This window comes from Leclercia sp. UBA7405 (genome assembly GCF_037152215.1).
Taxonomy (GTDB): domain Bacteria; phylum Pseudomonadota; class Gammaproteobacteria; order Enterobacterales; family Enterobacteriaceae; genus Enterobacter; species Enterobacter pneumoniae.
Window position 1 is genome coordinate 288451 of the sequence record NZ_JBBCMR010000001.1, and the last position, 20983, is coordinate 309433.

Annotated in this window: 21 protein-coding genes; 7 read left to right on the top strand and 14 right to left on the bottom strand. The window is 50.0% G+C overall.

Features of this window, described 5'->3' with window-relative positions; translation table 11 throughout:
- Positions 1-36 precede the first annotated feature (36 nt).
- On the bottom strand, positions 37-624 hold the full coding sequence (locus tag WFN75_RS01340) for a DUF4142 domain-containing protein (protein ID WP_040076684.1): 588 nt from the start codon (positions 622-624) through the stop codon (positions 37-39).
- 440 nt (positions 625-1064) lie between these two features.
- Complete coding sequence (locus WFN75_RS01345; RefSeq protein WP_336995479.1) at positions 1065-1622, bottom strand: histidine phosphatase family protein; 558 nt, start codon at positions 1620-1622, stop codon at positions 1065-1067.
- Between the two features lie 143 nt (positions 1623-1765).
- On the opposite strand from WFN75_RS01345, the gene WFN75_RS01350 reads away from it, so the two are divergent.
- A complete protein-coding gene (locus WFN75_RS01350) occupies positions 1766-2458 on the top strand; it encodes a hypothetical protein (protein ID WP_336995480.1) in 693 nt (230 codons plus the stop codon).
- Between the two features lie 11 nt (positions 2459-2469).
- On the opposite strand, the gene WFN75_RS01355 is transcribed toward WFN75_RS01350, so the two are convergent.
- Positions 2470-3051, bottom strand: a complete 582-nt coding sequence (locus tag WFN75_RS01355) for a nuclear transport factor 2 family protein (RefSeq protein ID WP_336995481.1) — start codon at positions 3049-3051, stop codon at positions 2470-2472.
- Positions 3052-3160: 109 nt separating this feature from the next.
- Here WFN75_RS01355 and WFN75_RS01360 point away from each other — a divergent pair, with 109 nt between their 5' ends.
- On the top strand, positions 3161-4042 hold the full coding sequence (locus tag WFN75_RS01360; RefSeq protein ID WP_336995482.1) for a LysR substrate-binding domain-containing protein: 882 nt from the start codon (positions 3161-3163) through the stop codon (positions 4040-4042).
- 198 nt (positions 4043-4240) lie between these two features.
- Here the strand turns inward: WFN75_RS01360 and WFN75_RS01365 are convergent, their stop codons facing one another.
- Complete coding sequence (locus tag WFN75_RS01365) at positions 4241-5437, bottom strand: MFS transporter (protein ID WP_336995483.1); 1197 nt, start codon at positions 5435-5437, stop codon at positions 4241-4243.
- A gap of 152 nt (positions 5438-5589) precedes the next feature.
- Between WFN75_RS01365 and WFN75_RS01370 the strand changes: the two genes are divergently transcribed.
- Positions 5590-6492: a LysR family transcriptional regulator gene (locus WFN75_RS01370; protein ID WP_336996216.1), complete on the top strand. Its 903-nt coding sequence runs from the start codon at positions 5590-5592 to the stop codon at positions 6490-6492.
- Between the two features lie 331 nt (positions 6493-6823).
- Entirely contained in the window at positions 6824-7342 is a 519-nt protein-coding gene (locus WFN75_RS01375; protein WP_336995484.1) for a CbrC family protein, read from the top strand.
- A gap of 309 nt (positions 7343-7651) precedes the next feature.
- On the opposite strand, the gene WFN75_RS01380 is transcribed toward WFN75_RS01375, so the two are convergent.
- Complete coding sequence (locus WFN75_RS01380; protein WP_336995485.1) at positions 7652-8509, bottom strand: hypothetical protein; 858 nt, start codon at positions 8507-8509, stop codon at positions 7652-7654.
- A gap of 290 nt (positions 8510-8799) precedes the next feature.
- On the opposite strand from WFN75_RS01380, the gene WFN75_RS01385 reads away from it, so the two are divergent.
- Both WFN75_RS01385 and WFN75_RS01390 read left to right on the top strand, forming a co-directional pair.
- Positions 8800-9888 carry a transcriptional regulator gene (locus WFN75_RS01385; RefSeq protein ID WP_336995486.1) on the top strand — a complete coding sequence of 363 codons (1089 nt, stop codon included), beginning with the start codon at positions 8800-8802 and terminating at the stop codon, positions 9886-9888.
- Positions 9889-10035, top strand: coding sequence for a hypothetical protein (locus WFN75_RS01390; protein ID WP_336995487.1), 147 nt, complete (start codon positions 9889-9891; stop codon positions 10033-10035). It abuts the gene before it with no gap.
- 476 nt (positions 10036-10511) lie between these two features.
- Here WFN75_RS01390 and WFN75_RS01395 read toward each other — a convergent pair whose 3' ends face one another.
- The 5 genes from WFN75_RS01395 to WFN75_RS01415 form a co-directional block, all read right to left on the bottom strand.
- Positions 10512-10811, bottom strand: coding sequence for a carboxymuconolactone decarboxylase family protein (locus WFN75_RS01395; protein WP_336995488.1), 300 nt, complete (start codon positions 10809-10811; stop codon positions 10512-10514).
- A 1039-nt stretch (positions 10812-11850) separates the two neighbouring features.
- Positions 11851-12189, bottom strand: a complete 339-nt coding sequence (locus tag WFN75_RS01400; protein ID WP_336995489.1) for a helix-turn-helix domain-containing protein — start codon at positions 12187-12189, stop codon at positions 11851-11853.
- A gap of 54 nt (positions 12190-12243) precedes the next feature.
- Complete coding sequence (locus WFN75_RS01405; RefSeq protein WP_336995490.1) at positions 12244-14271, bottom strand: FUSC family protein; 2028 nt, start codon at positions 14269-14271, stop codon at positions 12244-12246.
- A gap of 4 nt (positions 14272-14275) precedes the next feature.
- A complete protein-coding gene (locus WFN75_RS01410) occupies positions 14276-15142 on the bottom strand; it encodes an HlyD family secretion protein (RefSeq protein WP_336995491.1) in 867 nt (288 codons plus the stop codon).
- 5 nt (positions 15143-15147) lie between these two features.
- Positions 15148-15378: a DUF1656 domain-containing protein gene (locus tag WFN75_RS01415; protein ID WP_336995492.1), complete on the bottom strand. Its 231-nt coding sequence runs from the start codon at positions 15376-15378 to the stop codon at positions 15148-15150.
- A gap of 225 nt (positions 15379-15603) precedes the next feature.
- Between WFN75_RS01415 and WFN75_RS01420 the strand changes: the two genes are divergently transcribed.
- Entirely contained in the window at positions 15604-16365 is a 762-nt protein-coding gene (locus WFN75_RS01420) for an IclR family transcriptional regulator (protein WP_336995493.1), read from the top strand.
- An 84-nt stretch (positions 16366-16449) separates the two neighbouring features.
- Here WFN75_RS01420 and WFN75_RS01425 read toward each other — a convergent pair whose 3' ends face one another.
- The 4 genes from WFN75_RS01425 to WFN75_RS01440 form a co-directional block, all read right to left on the bottom strand.
- Positions 16450-17412, bottom strand: coding sequence for a GlxA family transcriptional regulator (locus tag WFN75_RS01425; protein WP_336995494.1), 963 nt, complete (start codon positions 17410-17412; stop codon positions 16450-16452).
- Between the two features lie 119 nt (positions 17413-17531).
- Positions 17532-18308 carry an MBL fold metallo-hydrolase gene (locus WFN75_RS01430; RefSeq protein WP_336995495.1) on the bottom strand — a complete coding sequence of 259 codons (777 nt, stop codon included), beginning with the start codon at positions 18306-18308 and terminating at the stop codon, positions 17532-17534.
- Positions 18309-18498: 190 nt separating this feature from the next.
- Positions 18499-19029 carry a rhodanese family protein gene (locus tag WFN75_RS01435; RefSeq protein WP_336995496.1) on the bottom strand — a complete coding sequence of 177 codons (531 nt, stop codon included), beginning with the start codon at positions 19027-19029 and terminating at the stop codon, positions 18499-18501.
- 303 nt (positions 19030-19332) lie between these two features.
- The gene (locus tag WFN75_RS01440; RefSeq protein WP_336995497.1) at positions 19333-20928 is read right to left on the bottom strand and encodes a carbohydrate porin; all 1596 of its coding nucleotides are present in this window, start codon (positions 20926-20928) and stop codon (positions 19333-19335) included.
- Positions 20929-20983: the final 55 nt, after the last annotated feature.

Here is a 20983-nt window from a genome sequence, read left to right on the forward strand (position 1 = left end):
CCAGGCGCAGCGCCCTGCGCCTGGCAAACGATCCGCTTACTTATCTGCTGGCATCTTCATCTGCTCGGCAGCCTTCAGGTGCATCTCAACGACCGGGGTGTGCTCGTCGGCCAGGGCCTTCACATCCGGGTCCTTGATATTTTTGGCATCGCTCTGCAGTTTAGACAGCACCATTTTATGGTCTTTGGTACCGGCGTTTTCCATATACATCTTATCGAATGCGTCACCGCTCTCTTTTTCCAGCTTGTCGGCCATCGCCTTATGCTGAGCGTCCGGCTCGGTCGGCAGCGTTACGTCCTTTTGCTTAGCGACCGTCTGCACTTTGGTCAGGGCATTGCCGTGGTCATCGACCATCTTCTGCGCAAAGGCTTTTACCTCGCTGCTCTGGGCTTTGTCCAGCGCGATTTTGGCGGCGGCAACTTCGTTGATATTGGCCTGCGCCATGTCCTTCAGCGCTTTTTCATCGCCGGAACTGAGCTTAGCCATCGATCCGGTCGAGCTGGTCTGGGCTGAGGCGTCACTCTGCGCGGCGCTCGTCGCCTGGGCATGCACACCGACAGTGCTGAACATTGCGGCGACGGATGATGCAATCAGCAGTCCTTTCAAGGTCTTACACTTTTGCATGTTGCTCTCCTGATGGTCATGGATAGGGTTGATGTCAGAGACTGAATCGTGCGTCTTATCCTGCAAAATCGACAACTGCAATGGTCAGTATAGTGGACAGGCGAGGAGGGATAGCAGATTAAGCTATATTCCTGGTCGGAGGGCGGCAGGAAATGACGCAGGCTGGAGATTGAGCTGGCCTGAAAAGAGCCCGGTGCGCCATTTTTACAGGGCATATCACGCAGGGATTTGCATACCTATTCGCTTCGCGTCAACGCAATCAGGTATGCTGACACAGGAACAAAATAATAGGCGCATTAACTGTCGATACAGACGGTACTGAAAAATCAGTCACCTTCTCTATTTTGCTGACTAAGGATGGCGGTTATTTTTATGTTTTATTCTGATAACAGTGACCCAAATTTTCCTGCTGCCCTCGGTTGCGGGAGATATATATTCCATTAATGAAATCTGTAACGCCTTGCGTTCCAGTAACCGTTCCCCTGACAACGATGCTCCTTCAAACCCAACGACCTCAGTTCTCTTGCAATGAGTCGATTCATCACGCCATGCCCCATGAGCAGCACAGGCCCGTCGGATATTTTTGCACACCTGACGAGAATATTCGCAGCGTGTTTAGCGCGTCGCTTTGCTGTTCTCATCGACTCCACTTTACGGGAAAAGCCGCAGATCCAGATGATGCGGAAGAGAGCAGCCCAGAGGGATGGGGATAATCTGATGCCGGGGATGGCGAATACCGGCAGGTCAGCCTCCCTGAAGGCCTCATCGACGACATCCGGTTCGCACCCTAATGCTCTGAGGGAAGAAAGCGTTCTGGGAAGCGGGCTACTTATGATTTGCAATGCGCTGGAGGCTAAGCGTTTACTGGATTCAGGCGGCATATCATCCCCCGTGTCAGAGAGATCATATTCCGTTATCCAGTTTGCCATTTCATGACTCGTTACCTTTGAAGAGCCTTTATAAGCAGGCTTTCCATGACGCATCAAAATAATTTCCATACCGCGTTTATTCCCTGTGGCCTTTTAGGTAGTGGCAGACTAACGCGATTAAGCCAGGGATCACTACGACCATCTTTTGGGTTGACGTACGGGGGGAAATCGCACCTTATGGTTTTGTTCATCTCTGCGGCATTGGGTCACTCATGAAATCATTACGTCTGCCAGACATTTATCGTTCAACAAATTTAAACACGTTAGCGATATGGAAGGAAAATGCTGGGATCGGGGAGATCAGAGAAGATAGCTACTACGACCCGGTAAAACTTGCTCTGGCAACGGGCATAAAACCCGCTATGCCATCACCTGTGTCACGCCTGGTTAATGAATTAAACGCCGTTATAAGTAACGATCCCCTCGCCGATATTCTGCCGACAGAGAGTTTTCATTTCACTTTCTTACCTCTGACTCTGCCGCTATATCAGGTCAACGAGCCATTGCCTGACAAAGTTCAGCAATTGACGACTATCTGGACGGGATACGATTCGAAAAAAATTGTTATCAGACACCTTCGCTTAGTCGCATTACCCAGCCAGTTGTTACTGGCTGGGATCCCAGAGGAAGCGGCGGTAACGATGCGCCAGTCGTTATGCGAAGAGATTCTGGCGTCTCGCTGGAAAGAGGAGTTACTGATGCGCCACAGCAACACGCCATTACCCGCTCCGTTCTGGCACAGCACGATTCTGCGCTACCACGCTGCTTATTTACCTGCTGCGGTGCGTCAGTTTTTCTTAGAACGTCAGAATAATGATTACGGCGATGTCGCCGGAGAATTGATATTAGCGAGGATAAGTTACAACTGGACAAAATTTTATCCATTCCGCTACGGCACAAAATGAACTCTTCTCCATCAGGCTGTTAGCCAGCGCTGACCTTCGGCTTTCATTGCTGTTTCAAGTTCGCTGCCCCGGGTGGCAAATACGCGCCCGAGTGGAAACCCGCTGCACTCCAGTAAGTAAGCCAGCGCTGCATATTCTCGTGGATATTTCAGGGCAATATTCCGATCAATTTCGACAGGACCTAACGGGAAGGTAAATGTGCCGATGTCGTAAATACTCTGACGATGAAAGAGTTTCCAGACCCCCTCTCTTTTTTCTGCCAGATCATAAAAGCGATTGTGGCATTCACAGCCAATATTTAACTTCACGTTTTCAGCAATTATGATCGCATTGGTTTCCAGAATGGCTTTATTACCCGCGTCATTGAATGTCACAGCGGGAGAGGCGATCAGGTGCTTAGTCCGCAAATCCGACGCCCCCATCCGCATTGAACCCTCTACAAAATCACTCGCCAGCCCTTCAAACCAGGTGATTTCAATGGTGCCATCAGGATGGAAAAGGTTTCGTAATTGTGCCCATTCGCCAAGATCTCTGTGCATCCAGCCATTCACTAAATCGTTAAGTTGTTGACGGTCTTGCAGTTGATTGTTCATTGCGTTTGCTCCGGTACGTTGACAGGATTCAGTTTGCCCAACATAAGAGATAAAATGAAATATATTGATTTTACTAATCAATCATTTTTATTTATTGATAGGGGCAGCCATGGATTTACGTCATCTGCGTTACTTTTTAGCCGTCGCGGAAGAGGGCCATTTTGGTCGTGCCGCGAAGAGGCTTAACATTGTTCAGCCCGCCCTGAGTATGCAAATCAAGGCTCTTGAGGCCGAACTGGGAGGGGCCCTCTTCGTCCGTACCAGCCGTCGGGTTGTGCTTACAGAAGCGGGGCTGTTAATGCAGGCTGAAGCAAAGCGAATATTTGAGCAGACCGAGCGTGCCCGACTTACCGTGGAACGCGCGATTCGGGGGGAGACGGGTCGGGTACGGGTGGGATTTGCCGGAAATGCCATCTTTAGTGGCAAACTGATAGCCGATCTACGTCTGTTTCATCAATGCTTTCCTGATGCAGAACTAATGATCCATGAGGTCGGTCCGCAAGAACAGGTTGAGGCCATTTTAGCCGGGCAACTGGACATAGGGTATACGCCCGTGCACAGCAAAATTACGGCATCAGATCTGGCTGTCAGACCTATTGGCGACTGGGAAATACGGGTTGCACTTACTGAGGATCATCCGCTTACGCAGCATGAATGCCTAACGATAGACATGCTTGCCGGGCAACCCCTCATTATTTATGACGCTCACGACGCACATGAGCATCTTTTTATCACTCTCACCCAGCGGCTTGGGGAAGATTGTCACATTGCTTATCGATCGGGTAGCACGCTGAGCATACTTGCTATGGCTGCTACCGGCTTGGGTCTGGCATTCATTCCAGCGCCTTTGCAGCAGGTGCATATTCCGGGCCTGGTTTATCGTCGTCTGATTGAACCCAATTTAACCGCTAATCTGGTGCTTATCAGTCGTGAGCAAGAAACCAGTGAAAGTGTTAAAGCCTACCTGAAGTTGATTAGCCGGTCCGCCTGAGTGAGCGACACCAGTAAAAACTAACAGAGGAATGTGACAACGCCGCTTTGTTGAGGAGCCTCATAAATAGATTCTCTGACGTGGCGCGCCCCTTAAGCCATCAAGCCATGTGTTTGTCTCTCGCTTTACCCAATTTCAGTTCCCCCTGCGGGTCCTGCAGGGGGAAGCGAAAATGCCATTTTGACGCAGGGCGTGCCTTTATGCCGACTTTGTCGGAAAACCATGCAGCCTGGCAGCCCAGATCACCGCCAGTGCTGAGAGCAGCAGTAAAACGACCGCAGGTGAGAAAGCGGTAGACCCTAAGGAATCAAGCAATATACCCCCGACAATACCGCCGCCGGCAATCGCCAGATTCCAGGCTGTGACCAGCATGGATTGTGCCACGTCAGCGGCGTCACCCGCGTTTCTGGCAATGGCGGTCTGGAATAAGGTTGCAGCGCCACCAAAGGATAAGCCCCAGACGGCAACTGCCATATAAACCGCAGCCGGCATATCATTCATCACTCCCAGTACAAACGCAGACAGGGCGAACAGTACCGTACTGATCAGCGTCAGCAGGCGCAGATATCGGTCAACGAATACGCCGATAACCCCAATGCCAGGTAACGACGCGACACCAAAAACCAGCAATATCAGGTCAGTTCGGTCAGCCATGTTAACGGATGCCAGAAACGGCGCAATGTAGGTATAAAAGATGTTGTGCGCCAGGACGAACGTCAATACCACAAATAACACCGGGCGGACGCCTGCAAGCGTCAAAATCTGCCTCAGCGGCAGGCGTTTACCCGCAGCCAGCCCCGCAAAATCAGGCACACGGATACGCACCCATACCATCAACCCCACCGCCATCACGCTCATGATACCGAAGCACATGCGCCACCCGATCAGGCTGCCAAGAAGAGTGCCGGCAGGCACGCCAAGCGACAGAGCAAGTGGAGTGCCGACCATCGCTATGGCAATAGCCCGGCCTTTCTTTTCGTCTGGCACCATACGTGCGGCATAGCCAGCCAGCAATGCCCAAACGAGCCCGGCTGAAACGCCGGCCAGGAACCTTGCCGCCATCGTAATGACATAATTACCAGAGAACGCTGTGACGGTATTTGCGACAACAAATCCTGCCAGCGCGAGCAGTAATAACGGGCGGCGACGCATGCCCTGCGTGGCGGTAATCAAAGGGATAGCAGCCACCAGCGATCCGACAGCGTAAAGCGTAACGAACTGTCCGGCCAGCGCGCCCGAAATATTCATGCCAGCACTAATCTGCGGCAACAATCCCGCAGGGAGAGCTTCTGTCACAATGGTAATGAACCCTGCGAGGGCGAGCGCCAAAAGCGCGGCAATGGGGAGCCGATCATGTTCAGCATTTTGACGCTGAGTGAGAGTTGAATCAGTCATAGTTGTGCCTTGCTGCACGGCGGAACCCCGTCTTTGTTACCCGGGGCCGCCAGAGGAAGTGGGTAGCAGCCATAATGCGGGTGTTACTTATTCAGGACAATAATGCTAATGTTCAAAACATATCGGACAAATATTCTTAAGTGTTGTTAATGATGGAATCACTGAGTGGTATCACCTTTTTCGTGCAGGCAGCAGAAGCGTTGAGCTTCTCCGGGGCCGGGCGAAACCTTGGCGTTTCTTCATCAACGGTAGGCAAAAGCGTCTCCCGGCTGGAAGAGCGGTTGGGCGTCCGCCTGTTTCACCGCAGCACGCGAAGCATAAGGCTCACCGCTGAGGGCAGTCTGTTCCTTGAACGATGCCGCCGCATTCTGAGCGAAGTGGAAGCCGCCGAGCTGGAGCTTTCTGAAACCAGACTGAAACCCCGCGGGCGCTTGCGTATCAGTATGCCTCTTGTTGGTATGCTGGTGATGCCTGCCATAACCGCCTTCATGCATCGTTATCCCGAGGTCGAGCTGGATGTGGATTTTTCGGATCGCATGGTAGATGTGATTGAAGAGGGATTCGATGTAGTGATGCGTACCGGTGAACCGGCTGATTCACGCCTTATGTCACGCACGCTGGGCAACTATCAACTAAAGCTGGTTGCTTCACCGGGCTATCTGGAAGCGTCCGGCGTACCCGAAATTCCTAACGATCTGGTCCAGCATTTCTGCCTGCACCACAGATTTCCCAGTACGGGCAGGCTTGAACCCTGGCCGCTGAAAACATCCCCTGAGACCCCGGTCGTAAGCCCACCCGTAACGATGATATGCAACACCTCGGCCGCACTGATGGACGTTGCCCTGGCAGGGCTGGGCATAGCCTGCCTGCCGGATTTCATGATTCGGCGCTCTCTGGCGACAGGCCAACTTCAGCTCGTCCTTGATCAGCATATCGCGCATCAGGGTACGTTCAGATTGTTATGGCCCTCAAGTAAGTTTCTCTCACCCAAAATACGCGTGTTCATCGACTTTATGGCCGAAACGCTTTTTCGGGACGAGGATGAGACCTGTTAAGTCTGCATGGGGCATGTGGGGGATCGCTTGCGAATGCAGTATCCGCTTTTTGCTCACAGCGGACGTTGGCTCACAACCTGGCTCGCTTTGCGCCAGAAGCGGAAGTTCATTTACCCCAACTGTCGAAAGGTGAATCATTGCGTTAAGGCTTTGTTTGCGTATCTGTCCCAGAAACCGGTCATTTTGAATAGGCGGGGCGTTCAGAAATGCCAGTAATCGACTTGCCTATAGCACTTATCAGAGAGGGTATACGACACCTTCGTGTCCGTAGGTATAACGCTTTCCCTGTGTTATTGTGCCAATAAGTGCATGGGTAAATTAAGGATGAGATATGTCCCGATTTAATTATATGAGTGACGACTACTTATCGACAGTATTTGCCGATGAGTCATTTACTTGTGATTGCTGTAAAAAAATTAGCAATGCTAAATATATCGGCCCCCAATATTCTACGGCGGATAATGATGCCAGCCTGTGCCCGGATTGCATTCAAACTGGTGAGGCTGTTCAATCCGGCTTAGTCGATTTTTTTAATGAAATAGATCCTGAGTGTGTCGATGAGAACGTCTCGAGTGAAATTTCTTGCCGCACACCGGGCATCTTTACCTGGCAAGATCAGGAGTGGGCTACGCATTGTAATGATGCGTGTGAATATCATGGCGATGCTACTGCTCAGGATATAATTAAAGCAGATGAAAAAACTATCCAAATCTGGATGGAAAGATACGACCAAAGCCGGAATGACTGGGATACCTTTATGAGCGGGTATCAACCCGGAGGAGATCAGGGGGTTTATAAATTCTCGTGTAAACACTGCAACGCTATCATTCTTAATTGGGATTTCTCATAGTTCCTGAGAATAAAGAGAGTTGAGTCGCCACGATGCCGATATGCACGTTTGCGTTCTTTGATAAATGTTAACGTCCGCTTTTTCTCAGAGCGGACCTTCAGATCCCTGCCGCATTTGCTTCGCTATTTTTCCTGCTGTATCTCCTAATTCCTCTGTTAGTAGTCAGTTTAGTTCCGGAACAACCTTTTCTCGAATCGCAGAAGAAAGAGAAAGATGTTATTGCCAGGTAAGCATAAAAACCAGATCCCGCAACCACTGATGGCTGAGCTGCTACGGACTTTTTAAGAGGCTGAAAGCCCATATCTCGTACTATATGGCTCCCCCAGGAGAGATCTCTCTGGGGGGCGCCCAAGCACCCGGAAAACCATCCTTATACAGAGCATTACGCCGTATCTTGATACTGTCGACTGAGACAGGTTCATCAAGGTCAAGTAAAACCGTGGCCAGTGTCGCCAGGCTGGCGTCGGAAAGACGTAAATCTGTCGGCAAAAATATGTGTGCCGAGCGCCAGTCATTTTTTTTGACCCTGGCATCATGGAGATTGCTGAACAGCCGACGCAGGAGATCCGGCACCGCCGCCCCTCGTGCCTGCACGATAGCTTCATCACTCCGGTCCCTGAACGCTGCCACGGGAGATTCATTCGCCACCACATCTAGGATCTGCTGCAGCGAAGGCCAGTATTTGTCACCATAACGTCCACGAAGGGCCTCAAGAGGATCACGAAGATAAGAGTGATAATGACCATTCTGTGAGCAGGCCTTGTCGATCAAATCAACGATATGGGAGGGATGGTCAAGATTAATGGCATGGTGGTTAAGGATATCTTCCCGCTCAGCCCACATTCTGGCGAGATCGACAGCCTTTCTGGCTATACCCGCATTCAGGGCTGAGAGTTTTGCATAATCTTTTTTCAGACGGCTGTTCTCTTCTTCAGAGCCGTAAGCACCGGCAAAGAACAGCTGCTCGAGGAGAGTGCGGCACTGCTCGGGGGTCAGCGCATATCCGGCAATATCATTCCAGACCGGTGTCATTTCCAGCTCACGGTTAATAAGCCTTTCCAGCACAGGCCAGTGCGGCTTCCTGAGATCGAGTTCATGCAACTCATCACGGTATGCTTTGAGTATATTCAGCACATCAGCACCTGTGCGGGAACGGGTGTAGTCCATGTCTCTTCCTCATCAATTTTCAGTCACGGCCATTATGTGTGGCCACTCCGGAAATGTCGGTAACGCAGGAGAGGAATATTTTTAGCCGCTGCGTTACTTAACCTCCGGGTCTAGCTTTTTTCGGATCTGCCGTAAAAAAAGAGAGGCAAAAGGAATCGAAGCATCACGTTCATCACATTATAAAAATTATATGTAATCACTAAACGAATAAAACACATAATCATGGCAGTTCTATAACATCGAGATGCTATGCTAGCATGTGGTTGCTTATAAATAATGAAGGAATGACCATGCTTAGCCAGTTGAACCTGCGTTTCCCCAAAAAGCTGATTGAGGCGCTCAAGGTCCGCGCTAGGCAGGAAAGTACGTCCGTCAATGCACTTGCTGAGCGCTTTCTGGATGACGGTCTCGCCACAGCCACCGCGGGCGATGGTTTTTTTCAGCTGCTGACCGATCCGGAATCAACGGCGCGGCAGCTCTATCGCCGGATCGTGCTCGGACAGGCCTTTGGTCTGGCCCCCGTTTCCCGGGATGAACTTCGTTTCATGCTCACGTATGCTCGTGAGGGCTTTCTGCCTGGGCGTAACCGGGTGGCCTCGCTGCCAGCATTCAGCACATTGCTGCAGATCACGCGAGATCTGCTTGCCTGGCAGGAAGCACATGCACAACCGGTGGATAGTCACTACCTGAAAGGCATATTCCGGTTGACAGGTGAAAACCTGACGGAGGAATTTGACGCGTTTCTGACGGAGCTGCGACCGGTCATCGATCAGGTCTATGCTGAAAATCTGTTGCGCCCGCTCATCAGCGGGTGCTTCAGACTGACGGACTTCCCGGATACGGTGCTGGTGGATATCTTTACCCTGCCGCGGCTGAAGGCAATTTTCCCTTTGATACTACGCGGACTGGGCTGGACGGATGAAAAGGCAGAATCTCTGGCGCGTGAGATGCGTCCTCTCATTGCAGCCCAAGTCCATACCATTGAGGCCGGTACACTGCGTGTGGATCTGCGTATAGACGGCCAGCCGGCCGGCCAGCGCCCCGGCGCCTGGTATGAGACACCTCGGCTTCATGTACTCATCACCGGGCAGGAATTTGTGGTCCCCTGTGCTTGGGCGCATTTTTCAGAGCTGCTGGGTCTGCTTGATCTCTACGCACGATACCCTGAGGCCCTTCAGCATGGTCATCAGGGAGAACATGTGATGTTTTCCCCCCCCGGGCACGTAATCAAAGAAGGCTTTTTCGGCATTGACGGGCTGCGTATCTTCCTGCCGGCGAAGGCCTTTGAGACCATGGTCAGCCGGCTAACGCTGGCCTGTCGGGAAGGTGCGCTTGCAGCGGCGCTGACGGAACTGCGCAGCCTCTACGGAGACATTTGAATGTCCGTAGAGACCAAATTTCCCGGGCAGGTGATGGCACCTGATGAGGACAGCGATGGGGTCACGGCGATTGCTGAAGGGCTGGGTCGTAGCATCAGCATGCTGGATATGAACGTCAGCACGGTGATAGGCATCGAGGAGAGGTGATGGGTGGGAAAGCCGTGAGAAAACGGGCGCAGAGCTGCGGACACCGATTGAACAGCAGATGCCGCGCCCGGGATAAATATTGTCGTGATGATTGACGATCTGGACAGGCTGGAGCCTGCTCAGTCCTAGGATATTCTGAGGATAGTGCGGGCCGTGGCTGACTTCCCCCGGCTTTCAGTACACCATGAGCTATTACCGGAGTGTACTGGCCTAAGCCATTAGATCCTGCCAGCGCGTGCAGAGCGGACTTTGTACCTTACCGCTGTTACCCAGTCTGCGCAGACTGGAAAGTTTCGGTCTGTGGCAGCAATTTGAGGTGAGGCGCTGGCATGAAATTAATGGGCGTGTTACTCGATATACAGTATATTCAATTTAGCGTGTTAGAACGAATTAAAGAATAAATCTGGCCAAAAGCTTCTAACCAGATTTATTCTGATAATTTAATCTATTTCAGATAATGATAACAGCGGGCAAATTTAAAATAAATGTAATCCATGTGCTACCCCAGCACCAGCACGCATTGCGGCAGCTACCATCGTCACTTCTGCTAATTCAGTTTCCGTTGCACCGGCTTTACGAGCACGTTGACTATGGTCTTCTATACAATACGGGCACTGTGTTGTTAATGCTACGGCAATTGCTATAAGCTCTTTGTACTTGGCTGGAATTTCTCCATCTTTTAAGGCAGCATCAGTAAAGGCCTTAAAACTATCAACCGCCTCCGGTGCATATTTTTTTATCTCGTTTAATTTACTTATTTTCTTCATATCATACATATGTTCAGCTCCGTTAAAGCAATAAGCTCACCCTATTACTTGTATTGTAAAACAGGGTATGAAAAATAATAATATACTACGAAGGCAATAACCATAATTGATTGCCTCATATTGAAATATATCACTAACTATAGCTAATGAGAAATTTTTTATTGCTGCATCGCATTGCGGAAATTTATATAACCCAAAGCGTTAACTGTATCGCGTTATGGGTGAAATTAATCACTTAATAATCACCTTTGACCCAAATTCGCATTTTTTAGATGTGAAAACGTGCATCAATAACTCGCATACTTTACCCAGTATTCAGGCGTAAAATCTTCTGATAAAAGATCATAGCAATTACATTTTTAAGTGAAAAAGTACATCACACTCATGTGCGTTACCAATGTGCGTCATTAACAAAATAAATTGTATCCCTCCTCATTAACTAGATTTATTCATGCGTTCTTCAGTAAATTTGACAAGCATATAAACACTCCGCAAAATTCACCTTACTGATTAACAACTCATTTATTAGAGTAGTAAATCATGAAATCCCTATAGATTAACAATCGGTATATGCCTCAATTCCAAAACAATATTAAAATGAGCACCATAAAATCATTTAAAAAAAATTATTTTGCACATTTCATTAAGGTCACTTATCAAAGTGGTCAGCAACATATTTAGCACATATCAAAAACGTATCGAGCAGAACCTCTTTCACAACTTAATAAATATTTTTGCTTTGCCTGTGAAATCTCTATGAAAAAGCATGATTTCTGTCTGCAAATGGATGTTGCGAGTATTTTAGCACATCGTGATAATAAAATAATTCGCTTATGAATATAATAAAAAAGGTTCGGGAGGCAGTCTCTCTCACGTCTTCCGCACACTGTCACATCTTAACCCTCATTGATCTTCTTCGGTGACTCGCCCGTCCGTGTGAGTCACCTTTTTTTATCTTTGCAGTATGAGAAAAGGGAAAGCATTTCTGCCATTCCCTTTTGATAGTTACTTGTTGCCTTTTCTGTGAGTTTTTCTGGTCAGCAATGAGCTATTTTTTTATTGCACGTAACTGGCGCCGGTATGAGGCCGGAGGAGAATTGAAATAGCGACTGAACGTGCGCGTGAACGACTGCTGAGATTCATATCCATATTTGAGTGTGATTTCAAGGATTGAATCGTAGCCGTTTGCCAGATCTTCAGCGGCGCTGATTAATCTCCTGGTCCGAATGTACTCGCCAAGCGTCATGCCGGTGTACAGTGTAAATATACGCTGCAGATGCCATTTTGAATAACCTGACTTTTCAGCCACGTCATCAATTTTGAGGTTCAGATGAATATTGTCATTAATCCATTCCAGCAGGGGTGTGATATGATTTTTATAAACCATTAGATTCTCCTTTGCAGAAGGGTTCTTCAAGGATGATGTCAAATTCAGGATGTTTTATTTAACCAGTTGAAAGTGATCGTCTGCTATTTCAAGGGCGAAACCGAGCAATACCCTCGCCTCGGTATTTGCTGTGGTGGCCGTAAGACCCTCTGGATATATTCCCTTTAATCGGTCGCAAATCAGTTGTCCGCGAGTGCAAAAATCCTCATGATTTCCTTGATAAATGCCTGCTATAATCTGTCGATAGTCACGCAGCCATAAATAAATTTCCTCTTGAACCAGAGACTGATTATCTTGAAGCAGTTTAAACAGAGTAAAAGTAATATGCAGGTTACGCAGGGCCTGCAGTCCTGCAAGATGCGCTTCGGCACTTTTTAACGAGAAAAGTTTTATTACCTTGCCGCCCGTCTTATAAACGAAATCGTCTTCCTTTATATTTCGCACGGAAATAACTTTAAGCTCCCGGGAAAAGGAACGCATGATCCTGTTTTTGATAAATAGGTTATCTGGTGTTTTCATCAGAGAGAAAACTGCCCACAGAATCCCGAGACCAGTCAAGAGCGCGAGCCCGGTCGTCACGGAAACATCGGCGGAGAAGGACATTTCATTACCCGGTTGGGTCAGCAGCACGAATGGCAGGCAGAAGCCGAGACCGTAGGGCATTGTCGGTGCCCAGGCAACGGCCATGAGTGCAATGAATAACGGCGCGCCCATCACCATAATCAGCAGCTCAAAGTTTCCGCTACCGGCAGACAGCAGGAACAGCTCAATAAAGGCGGAGGCCGGTATGGCCACCACGGCCCCTATTATCACCTTTCGTACAATCATTTCCGGTACGGGGGCCGGTGCAAAAGCCATGGAAAAGAACGGCGGCAGGATCATCATCATCAGAACCGCAGGCGGCGAACCTGTGCCAATCCAGAGCGCAACACAGCTCAGAAAAACCACCATACTGCGCACGGCTCCGATGCCGGCGACCAGATTGTCCTGGAAAGCGGGTAGTCGCCTGGCCTTAAGCGGCATGTTACGGTGATTTTTTATCGCGCTGACGATACGCGTGATACTCAGCAGCATGCTGGTGATCCTGCATAACATCCTGAAAGCCACCACATCCGGGGCGGTTTTCAGATAACCTTTTAGCTTGTGGTTACGTAATGCTTTTTGCAGATCGGACAGCAGCGCCTGACGTTTGGCATAGGTTTTTTCCTCTGCCAGTTTGCTCAGAACCTGGCGTGAAAATCCAAGGAGGTGACGCATATTCTCCCCAAACGTATTTGCATCAGCGCTAATCTGATACCCCAGCGTCTGGGTGACAGAGGATGCGACAATACTGAGGTTACTTATTTCATAACAGGCCCGGGCACGGCGCCTGCCGTCAGGACCATCATAGGAGGAGGCCCGGGCATCATGGTTCAGCTGTGATACGGCCGCCAGGAGAGCGCCTGAATTTTTATACCGTAACGTTTTTGAGGTCTCAGCATTCAGCTCGGCGAGGATAAGCCCGGTAAGCCTGCTGAACGTCTGTTCCGCATGTTTCTGCAGCAGATCCCTGAGACGAAAGGGAACGAAAAAAATGCTCACGGCCGCGGCACAGAATGCGCCCACCATTCCTTCGCTGATACGCGCTCGCGCAATTTCGAACACGTGTAGCGAGCTGACTGTTGAAGCGTCCGACATAGCGAGTAGGGCAATCAGCGGCGCAGTCACGCCCGTCAGACCCAGAAAGTAGTTGTAATTGACGTGCTGTACTTTGGCAGAAAGAAATGAAGTTCCTCCCACCCAAGCCGTCAGTAACGCAATCGCGACAAACGGTATTTCAGAGAAGGCGCCGATGGTCAGTACCGCGTAGAGCCCGCCCAGCCAGGAGCCTGCTACAAGATATAAAGCCTTTTCAGTCACCAGCCCGCTTTCTGGCCTGGCCTGCAGCAGCATTGATGCCACGACAGCCCAGTAAGGCCGGTCCAGCTCAAGGTGCATGGAGATGAACAGCGCGGCCGCCATCGAAATCACCCCCTTTACCGCGAAGATCAACGTATTCCTGTTGGGTGTGAGGAAGTGGCTGATAACAGGAGAAAGTATCATCTCGTCACCCTTTTTTGTCGATTTCAACGGATGCCGTCATGCCCGCGCTGAGCCGGATATTCGCCGGAACGTTCGTCAGCTGAATGTCCACGGGTATACGCTGTGCCAGCCTCACCCAGTTAAAGGTCTGCTGGGTGGATGGCAGCAGTTGGCTGTCAGTTGCCGTATTGTTATTCGCAATCGCGCTGGCAATACTAATGACCCTGCCGGTCAGTGGTGCACCGCCGCTCATCAGCTGTATGTGTGCTGTGTCGCCGGGTGCGATGAGGGGCAATTTTGTTTCTTCAAAGTACCCGGTTACGTACATGGAGTTTTTTTTGACCAGCGAGAGGACGGCTTTACCCTGTACCGCGTAATTACCGGACCGTAAACTGAGATTCATGATCGTGCCGTCTGCCGGGGCGAGGATCTCTGTCCGTTTGAGATCGATCAGGGTTTTCTCATAGGCACTTCTGGCCAGCTCATAATCTGCACGGGCAAGGTTACTGTTAGTTTTGTAGGTGCTTAAATCATCTTTGCTGATAATCGCACTTTGGCCGAGGCGCAATCTTCTGGCGTATTGTTCTTTCGCGTGCTCAAGGGCGTACTGCGCTTTATCCATCTTTGCCTTTGCTTCTTCTGCAGCGTTACGAAAACGAGTGGCATCAATGGTGAACAACATCTGACCTTTTTTCACTTCCTGATTATCCTGAAAGTTCACCTCACTCACCCATCCGGCAATATCAGGCGCCACGGTGATGACCTCAGCCCTGATCCTTCCGTCTCGGGTCCAGGGAGAATACAGATAATGCTTCCAGACCCATTCCCCGCTAATTGCCGCTGCGGCAACGAACAAAACAGTGATCGAAACCCTGATGACTGTACGAACCATTTATTTCAGACTCCAGTTAGAAAAAGTGCGGCGGTGAGAATGAGAACAAAAAGGGAGAGATCGAACCAGGCACCTGCCCAGATGAGCCGCCGTAATCCCATCGCAGCGAGGAATCTACGTGTTGCGAGTGTGCCCGCAATGGCCAGCACGGAGCACAACGCAATCGGACTGAATAACAGCCCGGCAAAGGCATATTCATGCAGCATGCCACTCTCAAGAATTTTCAACATACTCATAGAAGACCATTAAAAAAGCAGAATATTTACCATCAGCGATACAATTTTCCACAATGTGGTACAGCTATATAATCTACTTGATTGCTGTATCGTTATTCGGTACACTATACTGCAATGTGGTAACTTGAAATGTATCCTAGCGCTCAGTTTGATGCTTTTCAACCCTTCTTCAGGCAGGGTTTTATTTACTCTCAAAATGATGTGAGAGCGGGAACGGAGGAAAAGATGAATACAGCCGATGAACAGGAAAAAACCGGGGGAGTGCAGGTTATCTCCCGTGCCGCAACCATTCTAAATCTTCTAAGTGAACATCCTGAAGGACTGAGCCTGGGGAAAATTGCGCAGGCATCAGGACTCCCTCGCTCGACGGTACAGAGGATAGTCGGCGCGCTTGCCGACGTGGAGCTGACGCGAACGTCGGCTAAAGCCGGGGTTTCACTTGGTCCCGCCTTTCTCCGGCTGGTCAGTAACACTCATACCGATGTCATAAACACCATGAGGCCGCGTCTCGAAGCACTTGCGGAACAAACCGGTGAAACGGTGGCGCTGAGCAGACCCACCGGCAGGAATCTCACAGTGATCCACTGTGCCGTAGCCGACGGCGAACTACAGGTTGTTCCGCGTCTGGGTTTTGCGCGACCGCTCTACAGCACCTCTGCCGGCCGGGTATTATTGTCACTGAAATCTAACGCGGAAGTCATAGCGCTGTTTGAGAGTGATTTCAGCCCGGCGCCGGATTTCTCGATCCAGACAACCCGCGATCTAATCGCCGTGCTGGATGACATCCGTCGCACAGGAATTTCGTATGATTTTGGTGAAATGATAGAGGGAGTGAATACGATGGCCATCGGGCTGGAAACCCGCATCGGTCAGTTCTCCGTGTCGATGCTCATGCCTCAGGGTCGATACGATAAAAAACATGATTTCTGCCTCGAAAAGCTGGCAGAGTTCAGAACAAAATTGATGAACGAAACCGGCCCGTCGTAATGCCGGTTATCCTTTAAGAAGGGGGTAAAAAGCAGTGTTAAAAGTGTTTTTTCATACAGATGTTCACCTGCCGAACGGCACTTTTCACAAAGGAGCCCTGGTGCCCCTGAACCTTCGCCGCCATTCTGTAGGGCTTACATCAAACCGGGATCGGAAACTTTGTCTGAACGATACTGGTGCCTGAAATCCGCAAAGCCCAGCGATCGTCTCAACCGTGTGATCGGTGGTTTCAAGCAACTGCTGACTAAACTGCAGCCGTTCATAAGTCAGCCAGTCTCCCGGAGACATACCGGTTGCTTTAAAGAAATGTCGGGTGAACGTACGCCGACTCATTCCAGTAAAGTGTGCCAGCGAATCGAGATCGTGAGGCTGGGCAAGGTTACGTCGCAGATATGCCAGAAGATCGTTAATCTTCAGGTCACTGGTGGTTTCAGGTACCGGCCGCTCGATAAACTGCGCCTGACCACCCTCCCGGTATGGAGGAATAACCATCCTGCGGGCAGCACGGTTGGCAAGCTGACTGCCATAGTGCTGGCGGACAATGTTCAGACAGCAGTCGATACCGGCAGCTGTTCCTGCCGAGGTGATTAGACGTTCATCGCTGACATACAGCGAATTAGTATCCAGCCTGACGGCCGGAAAACGTGTTCTAAAGTCACGCTCACATTCCCAGTGCGTGGCAGCACGCCTGTTATCAAGCAAACCAGCATAGGCAAGGACATAGGTTCCGAGGCACAGCCCGACTATTTCCGCACCCCGTAGCCAGGCTTCGCTGAGTGCTTCCATTAAATTCTGCGAGGGGCTTTTTTCTGGATGGTTCCAGAACGGGACAATGATGATATCGGCAGAATCGAGCACACCGAGACCGTGCTCAACGTTCATACTCACGCCGATATCGGAGGCGATCGCTCCTGGCTGTTCTGCGCAGATTTTTACATCGAATAGCGCCTCGCCGGCCAGAATGGTCCCGAAAATGATGCAGGGTACGGAGACATGAAACGGGCTAAAGCCTGGCGTGGCGATAACGACTACGGAGCGGGCAGACATGACTTTCTCCTTCTGAGCGGTATGAGGGGCGTCGGCCGCGTTAACATCTGAATTGAGCCGGGTATCCCAGCTTTTACATAGGCGTCCTGTATAGGCTGGAATGCAGTTGGCAGGAATGTTCAGAACACCATCGTTTCACCGTCTTCCGGTATGAAGACATTATCCTGGATATTGTGTTCTATCGTATAAGAACGCAATTCCTGACGACTCAGAATACAGTGATTCACGGCTTCCATATGGGAAGCAACGATTAGTGACGACGGTAAAAACTGGTGAGTACGCAGCACGTCGTCTTTGCCCATAATAATGGCACCCACACCATCGACCTGTGCAAAGCCGGTGTTAAGAACAATCACCTCCGGTTGCCAGGTCCGAAGGCTGTCAGCATAAGGTTTAACCCAGATGGTATCCCCTGCAATGTAGAGCGTTTTCTCATCCGGATGCTGGAAAACAAGCCCGCAGGCATCCCCAAGAAAAGCGGCCATAGCGGGATCGGCATAGGCCTCGTCGCTGCCATGCTGCCCATCAGTTTTGTTAATAATTATCCCGTTCAGCGAATTTTGTTCATGCAGTACATTTACATCAAGAAACCCCTGAGCGCGCAGGATGGCTGCATCGCTATCGTTCTGGGTAAAAATTTTCATCGCTTTAGGCACCGCCTGCTGAGCGGCTTCGTCCCAGTGATCGGGGTGCGTATGGGTAATAATTACAGCATCCACATTCATTAAATGCTCAGCGGTGAAAGGTAATTCGACCAGAGGATTTCGCAAATGAGACCGTGCAGTTCCGGCAAAACCCGGGAAGCTTTCTTTTGCCGCCAGCATAGGGTCAATAAGAAACGTCATGCCGGCATATCCCAGCGTTAATGTTGCATTACGTACCTGAGTAATTTCCATCGCAATTCCCTCATTACAAAGTGGCAGTCAGCGATGCGGCTCGGTGCTAACCCGCATGCGATAAGGTCCGGAAAGTATATGGCGAAAGGCTGTGGGCAGTGAGTAGCTGCATGGTCAATGACCGATGAATACGGGCCACATTATCAGATTTAAAATCGTGGTGGCCCGAGACGCAATCATGTGCATCGGGCTAGCCCCTGTTATTCCAGGGCATGGCTGACAGTAGTTTTGCCATACCGCACCAGCCGCTTATGCCGGCGAACGTCAGTCCGGTGCCGACTAAACCCGGAATAACATAAAACCAGGGTGAGAGCAGACTGCCAGCAAGCGTCCCGGCCAGGGTTAATGTCCCGGCTACGATCTGAACCTGCCTCATCAGGGGGATCGGTTGGCTGCGATTGAGGCGGGTGGGATATCCTGCCTTTTTCCAGGCATTTATTCCGCCTTCCATGATGAGAACAGTGGTGGGGCTCGCCAGAGACGCCAGGGAATCGGCATGCTGCTTCGTTCTCATGCCACTCTGGCAGTGAAACACTATAATATCGGGTTTACCTTGTCCGTAAGCCAATGGCAGTGCAATACCCTCCTCATTCATGGGAAACGACAACGCATTGTCAATGTGTTCACGCGCCCAGTCTTCCCGACTCCTGATATCCATCACCGTGATATTTTTGCCAGTCAGTGATTTTATCTCCTGTGGTGTGGCTATTCTGTAAGTCATTAAATCCTCTATTATTAATGCCGAGCAGGGATACGGCCTGTTACCATTAAGCTGCCGGAATGAAAGGCAGAGGTTAACTCCGGCCGACGTTGAAGACCTTACTGAGAGCTGTTGCGTCATCCTACTCCCGGTAAATAGTACGCACGACGGTACTGATGCTAAACGGGCTAAAATGACGCGGTATCATCGCTCATTGCCTTAGGAGGGGGGAGCGAATATCACCCGCCACCTGTTATGTGCATTGCAGTCACGCAATGCAGGTTCGCGCATCGGACAGAGCCGGAAAACAGTGAGTGCTGAACATTACCACCATACTTCCGCCTGGGCACCCACGGTAAACTGATCCTGTTTACGGTCATCAAAAGTAAAATTATCCAGCTCATTATCAAGGACCTTGAGCCACGTTCCGTAGAGCCTCAGCTCAGGCCGTGAAGTAAGCATGCTGGTATCAATTTTGAAGGTGTGGAAGAGGGTTGTTTTAAGTCCTGACTCCGTAAACCGGTTTTTGGCTCTGTCTTTGTTAACCTGGCTGAACCAGCCTGCTTCAAATCCTGTCTGATTATACTTATCCCAGATCCACGCGGGGCGCACTACCGCCCGCAGACTGGTGAACCGTGTATGCGGACCTGTGTCCGGGCTATAAATGTCCTTGCCCCAGGAATAAACCAGAGCATTGGCCATAATGATGCGATCGCTCAGATAGTTTTCACCCTGCGTAATAAGCCGATAGGCTTTTCCATCACTATGTTCGCCATAGTAATATTTTCCCACACCAAAGAGAGCGGTGGCTGAGTCATAGCTAGAGAAGCTCGTGGCAAATGAATTATCAGCCACCTGCAGCGCAACATCATTGAACCCCCCATTGCTGAACCTATGCTTTAACATTGCCGTGACCAGCCATGCGTTTTTAACCGTATAAAACTCGTCGGCATTGGCACCGCTGCCATTTGCGTGATTAGGTTGCGCAAACCTGGCTGATACGCCCATCTCAGTTTGCTGTGTTACTGGAAACTGTTTAAGCCTGATCTCGAGTTGATTTGTATTGATTTGCTTTGAACTGGTGCGTGTTTTATTCCACAGATCGTAATCTTCACGCATCAGGGCTATATCCATTCTGCCTTTCCCGACACTGATATTATCAATACCGAGACCAGCTCCTGCATTTGCGGAGTGAACCTTCCAGTCAAGCATCTGGATTTCATACCCCTTCAGACCATGGCGACCTACCCAGAAATCAGCTCCCGGCGCGAACGGCAGATAGCCCCGAGTAGAGACATAGAAGTCCTGGAACTGCAGTTTGCTGTCATTGCGCGTGTCATCTCCAAACCAGCTGTTGGCGTATTGCTGACTGGTATTACCGTCCAGTTTGAAAATTGCATTAACAGAATGCGTGTCGTCACGGTAAAGCCGTTTATTAACAATGAAATCAAACCAGCCGGAATATTCATTACCAAATCGCCCCAGAGAGCCTATGGCCCAGGACCTGGGCGCGCCTCTGTTTCCGGTACCCCAGCCTGAACGAAAATACCCTTGAGTAATCAGACCTGCATCATCTTTCAGATACGAACTTATCTGTTTTAGTGCGCTATCATTGATCTGATCGTTATCGATTCTCTCTGCCCCTGACTGCTTAGCGGGTCCTCCTGACAGTATTTCCGGCTTAATATTCCACTGTTCTTTGTTACTCACTGAAGAGGTATAGGGCTGGTTATTTATTTTTTGCAGAGCGGTGATCTGTCTGCGTGCCTCTGTGAGCTCTTTCTGGTTGCGTATAAGTTCTTTTTCAAGGATTTCCATTCTCTGCTCAAGAGTTAATGGTGAAGCGTAAATAATATGTGGTATCAGAGCGGAAAATATAAATAAAAAAACTCTTTTATTTTTAAAGTACTTGGTTTTCATTTATTTCACTTATTGCAGGCAAAGCTGTGCCGGGCAGCTGTTTAACATATGGCTG

Excerpts from the sequence above, each read along its gene's own strand:
- WFN75_RS01340 (WP_040076684.1), bottom strand. The coding sequence starts at position 624 with ATGCAAAAGTGTAAGACCTTGAAAGGACTGCTGATTGCATCATCCGTC.
- WFN75_RS01345 (WP_336995479.1), bottom strand. The coding sequence starts at position 1,622 with ATGGAAATTATTTTGATGCGTCATGGAAAGCCTGCTTATAAAGGCTCT.
- WFN75_RS01350 (WP_336995480.1), top strand. The coding sequence starts at position 1,766 with ATGAAATCATTACGTCTGCCAGACATTTATCGTTCAACAAATTTAAAC.
- WFN75_RS01355 (WP_336995481.1), bottom strand. The coding sequence starts at position 3,051 with ATGAACAATCAACTGCAAGACCGTCAACAACTTAACGATTTAGTGAAT.
- WFN75_RS01360 (WP_336995482.1), top strand. The coding sequence starts at position 3,161 with ATGGATTTACGTCATCTGCGTTACTTTTTAGCCGTCGCGGAAGAGGGC.
- WFN75_RS01365 (WP_336995483.1), bottom strand. The coding sequence starts at position 5,437 with ATGACTGATTCAACTCTCACTCAGCGTCAAAATGCTGAACATGATCGG.
- WFN75_RS01370 (WP_336996216.1), top strand. The coding sequence starts at position 5,590 with ATGGAATCACTGAGTGGTATCACCTTTTTCGTGCAGGCAGCAGAAGCG.
- WFN75_RS01375 (WP_336995484.1), top strand. The coding sequence starts at position 6,824 with ATGTCCCGATTTAATTATATGAGTGACGACTACTTATCGACAGTATTT.
- WFN75_RS01380 (WP_336995485.1), bottom strand. The coding sequence starts at position 8,509 with ATGGACTACACCCGTTCCCGCACAGGTGCTGATGTGCTGAATATACTC.
- WFN75_RS01385 (WP_336995486.1), top strand. The coding sequence starts at position 8,800 with ATGCTTAGCCAGTTGAACCTGCGTTTCCCCAAAAAGCTGATTGAGGCG.
- WFN75_RS01390 (WP_336995487.1), top strand. The coding sequence starts at position 9,889 with ATGTCCGTAGAGACCAAATTTCCCGGGCAGGTGATGGCACCTGATGAG.
- WFN75_RS01395 (WP_336995488.1), bottom strand. The coding sequence starts at position 10,811 with ATGTATGATATGAAGAAAATAAGTAAATTAAACGAGATAAAAAAATAT.
- WFN75_RS01400 (WP_336995489.1), bottom strand. The coding sequence starts at position 12,189 with ATGGTTTATAAAAATCATATCACACCCCTGCTGGAATGGATTAATGAC.
- WFN75_RS01405 (WP_336995490.1), bottom strand. The coding sequence starts at position 14,271 with ATGATACTTTCTCCTGTTATCAGCCACTTCCTCACACCCAACAGGAAT.
- WFN75_RS01410 (WP_336995491.1), bottom strand. The coding sequence starts at position 15,142 with ATGGTTCGTACAGTCATCAGGGTTTCGATCACTGTTTTGTTCGTTGCC.
- WFN75_RS01415 (WP_336995492.1), bottom strand. The coding sequence starts at position 15,378 with ATGAGTATGTTGAAAATTCTTGAGAGTGGCATGCTGCATGAATATGCC.
- WFN75_RS01420 (WP_336995493.1), top strand. The coding sequence starts at position 15,604 with ATGAATACAGCCGATGAACAGGAAAAAACCGGGGGAGTGCAGGTTATC.
- WFN75_RS01425 (WP_336995494.1), bottom strand. The coding sequence starts at position 17,412 with ATGTCTGCCCGCTCCGTAGTCGTTATCGCCACGCCAGGCTTTAGCCCG.
- WFN75_RS01430 (WP_336995495.1), bottom strand. The coding sequence starts at position 18,308 with ATGGAAATTACTCAGGTACGTAATGCAACATTAACGCTGGGATATGCC.
- WFN75_RS01435 (WP_336995496.1), bottom strand. The coding sequence starts at position 19,029 with ATGACTTACAGAATAGCCACACCACAGGAGATAAAATCACTGACTGGC.
- WFN75_RS01440 (WP_336995497.1), bottom strand. The coding sequence starts at position 20,928 with ATGAAAACCAAGTACTTTAAAAATAAAAGAGTTTTTTTATTTATATTT.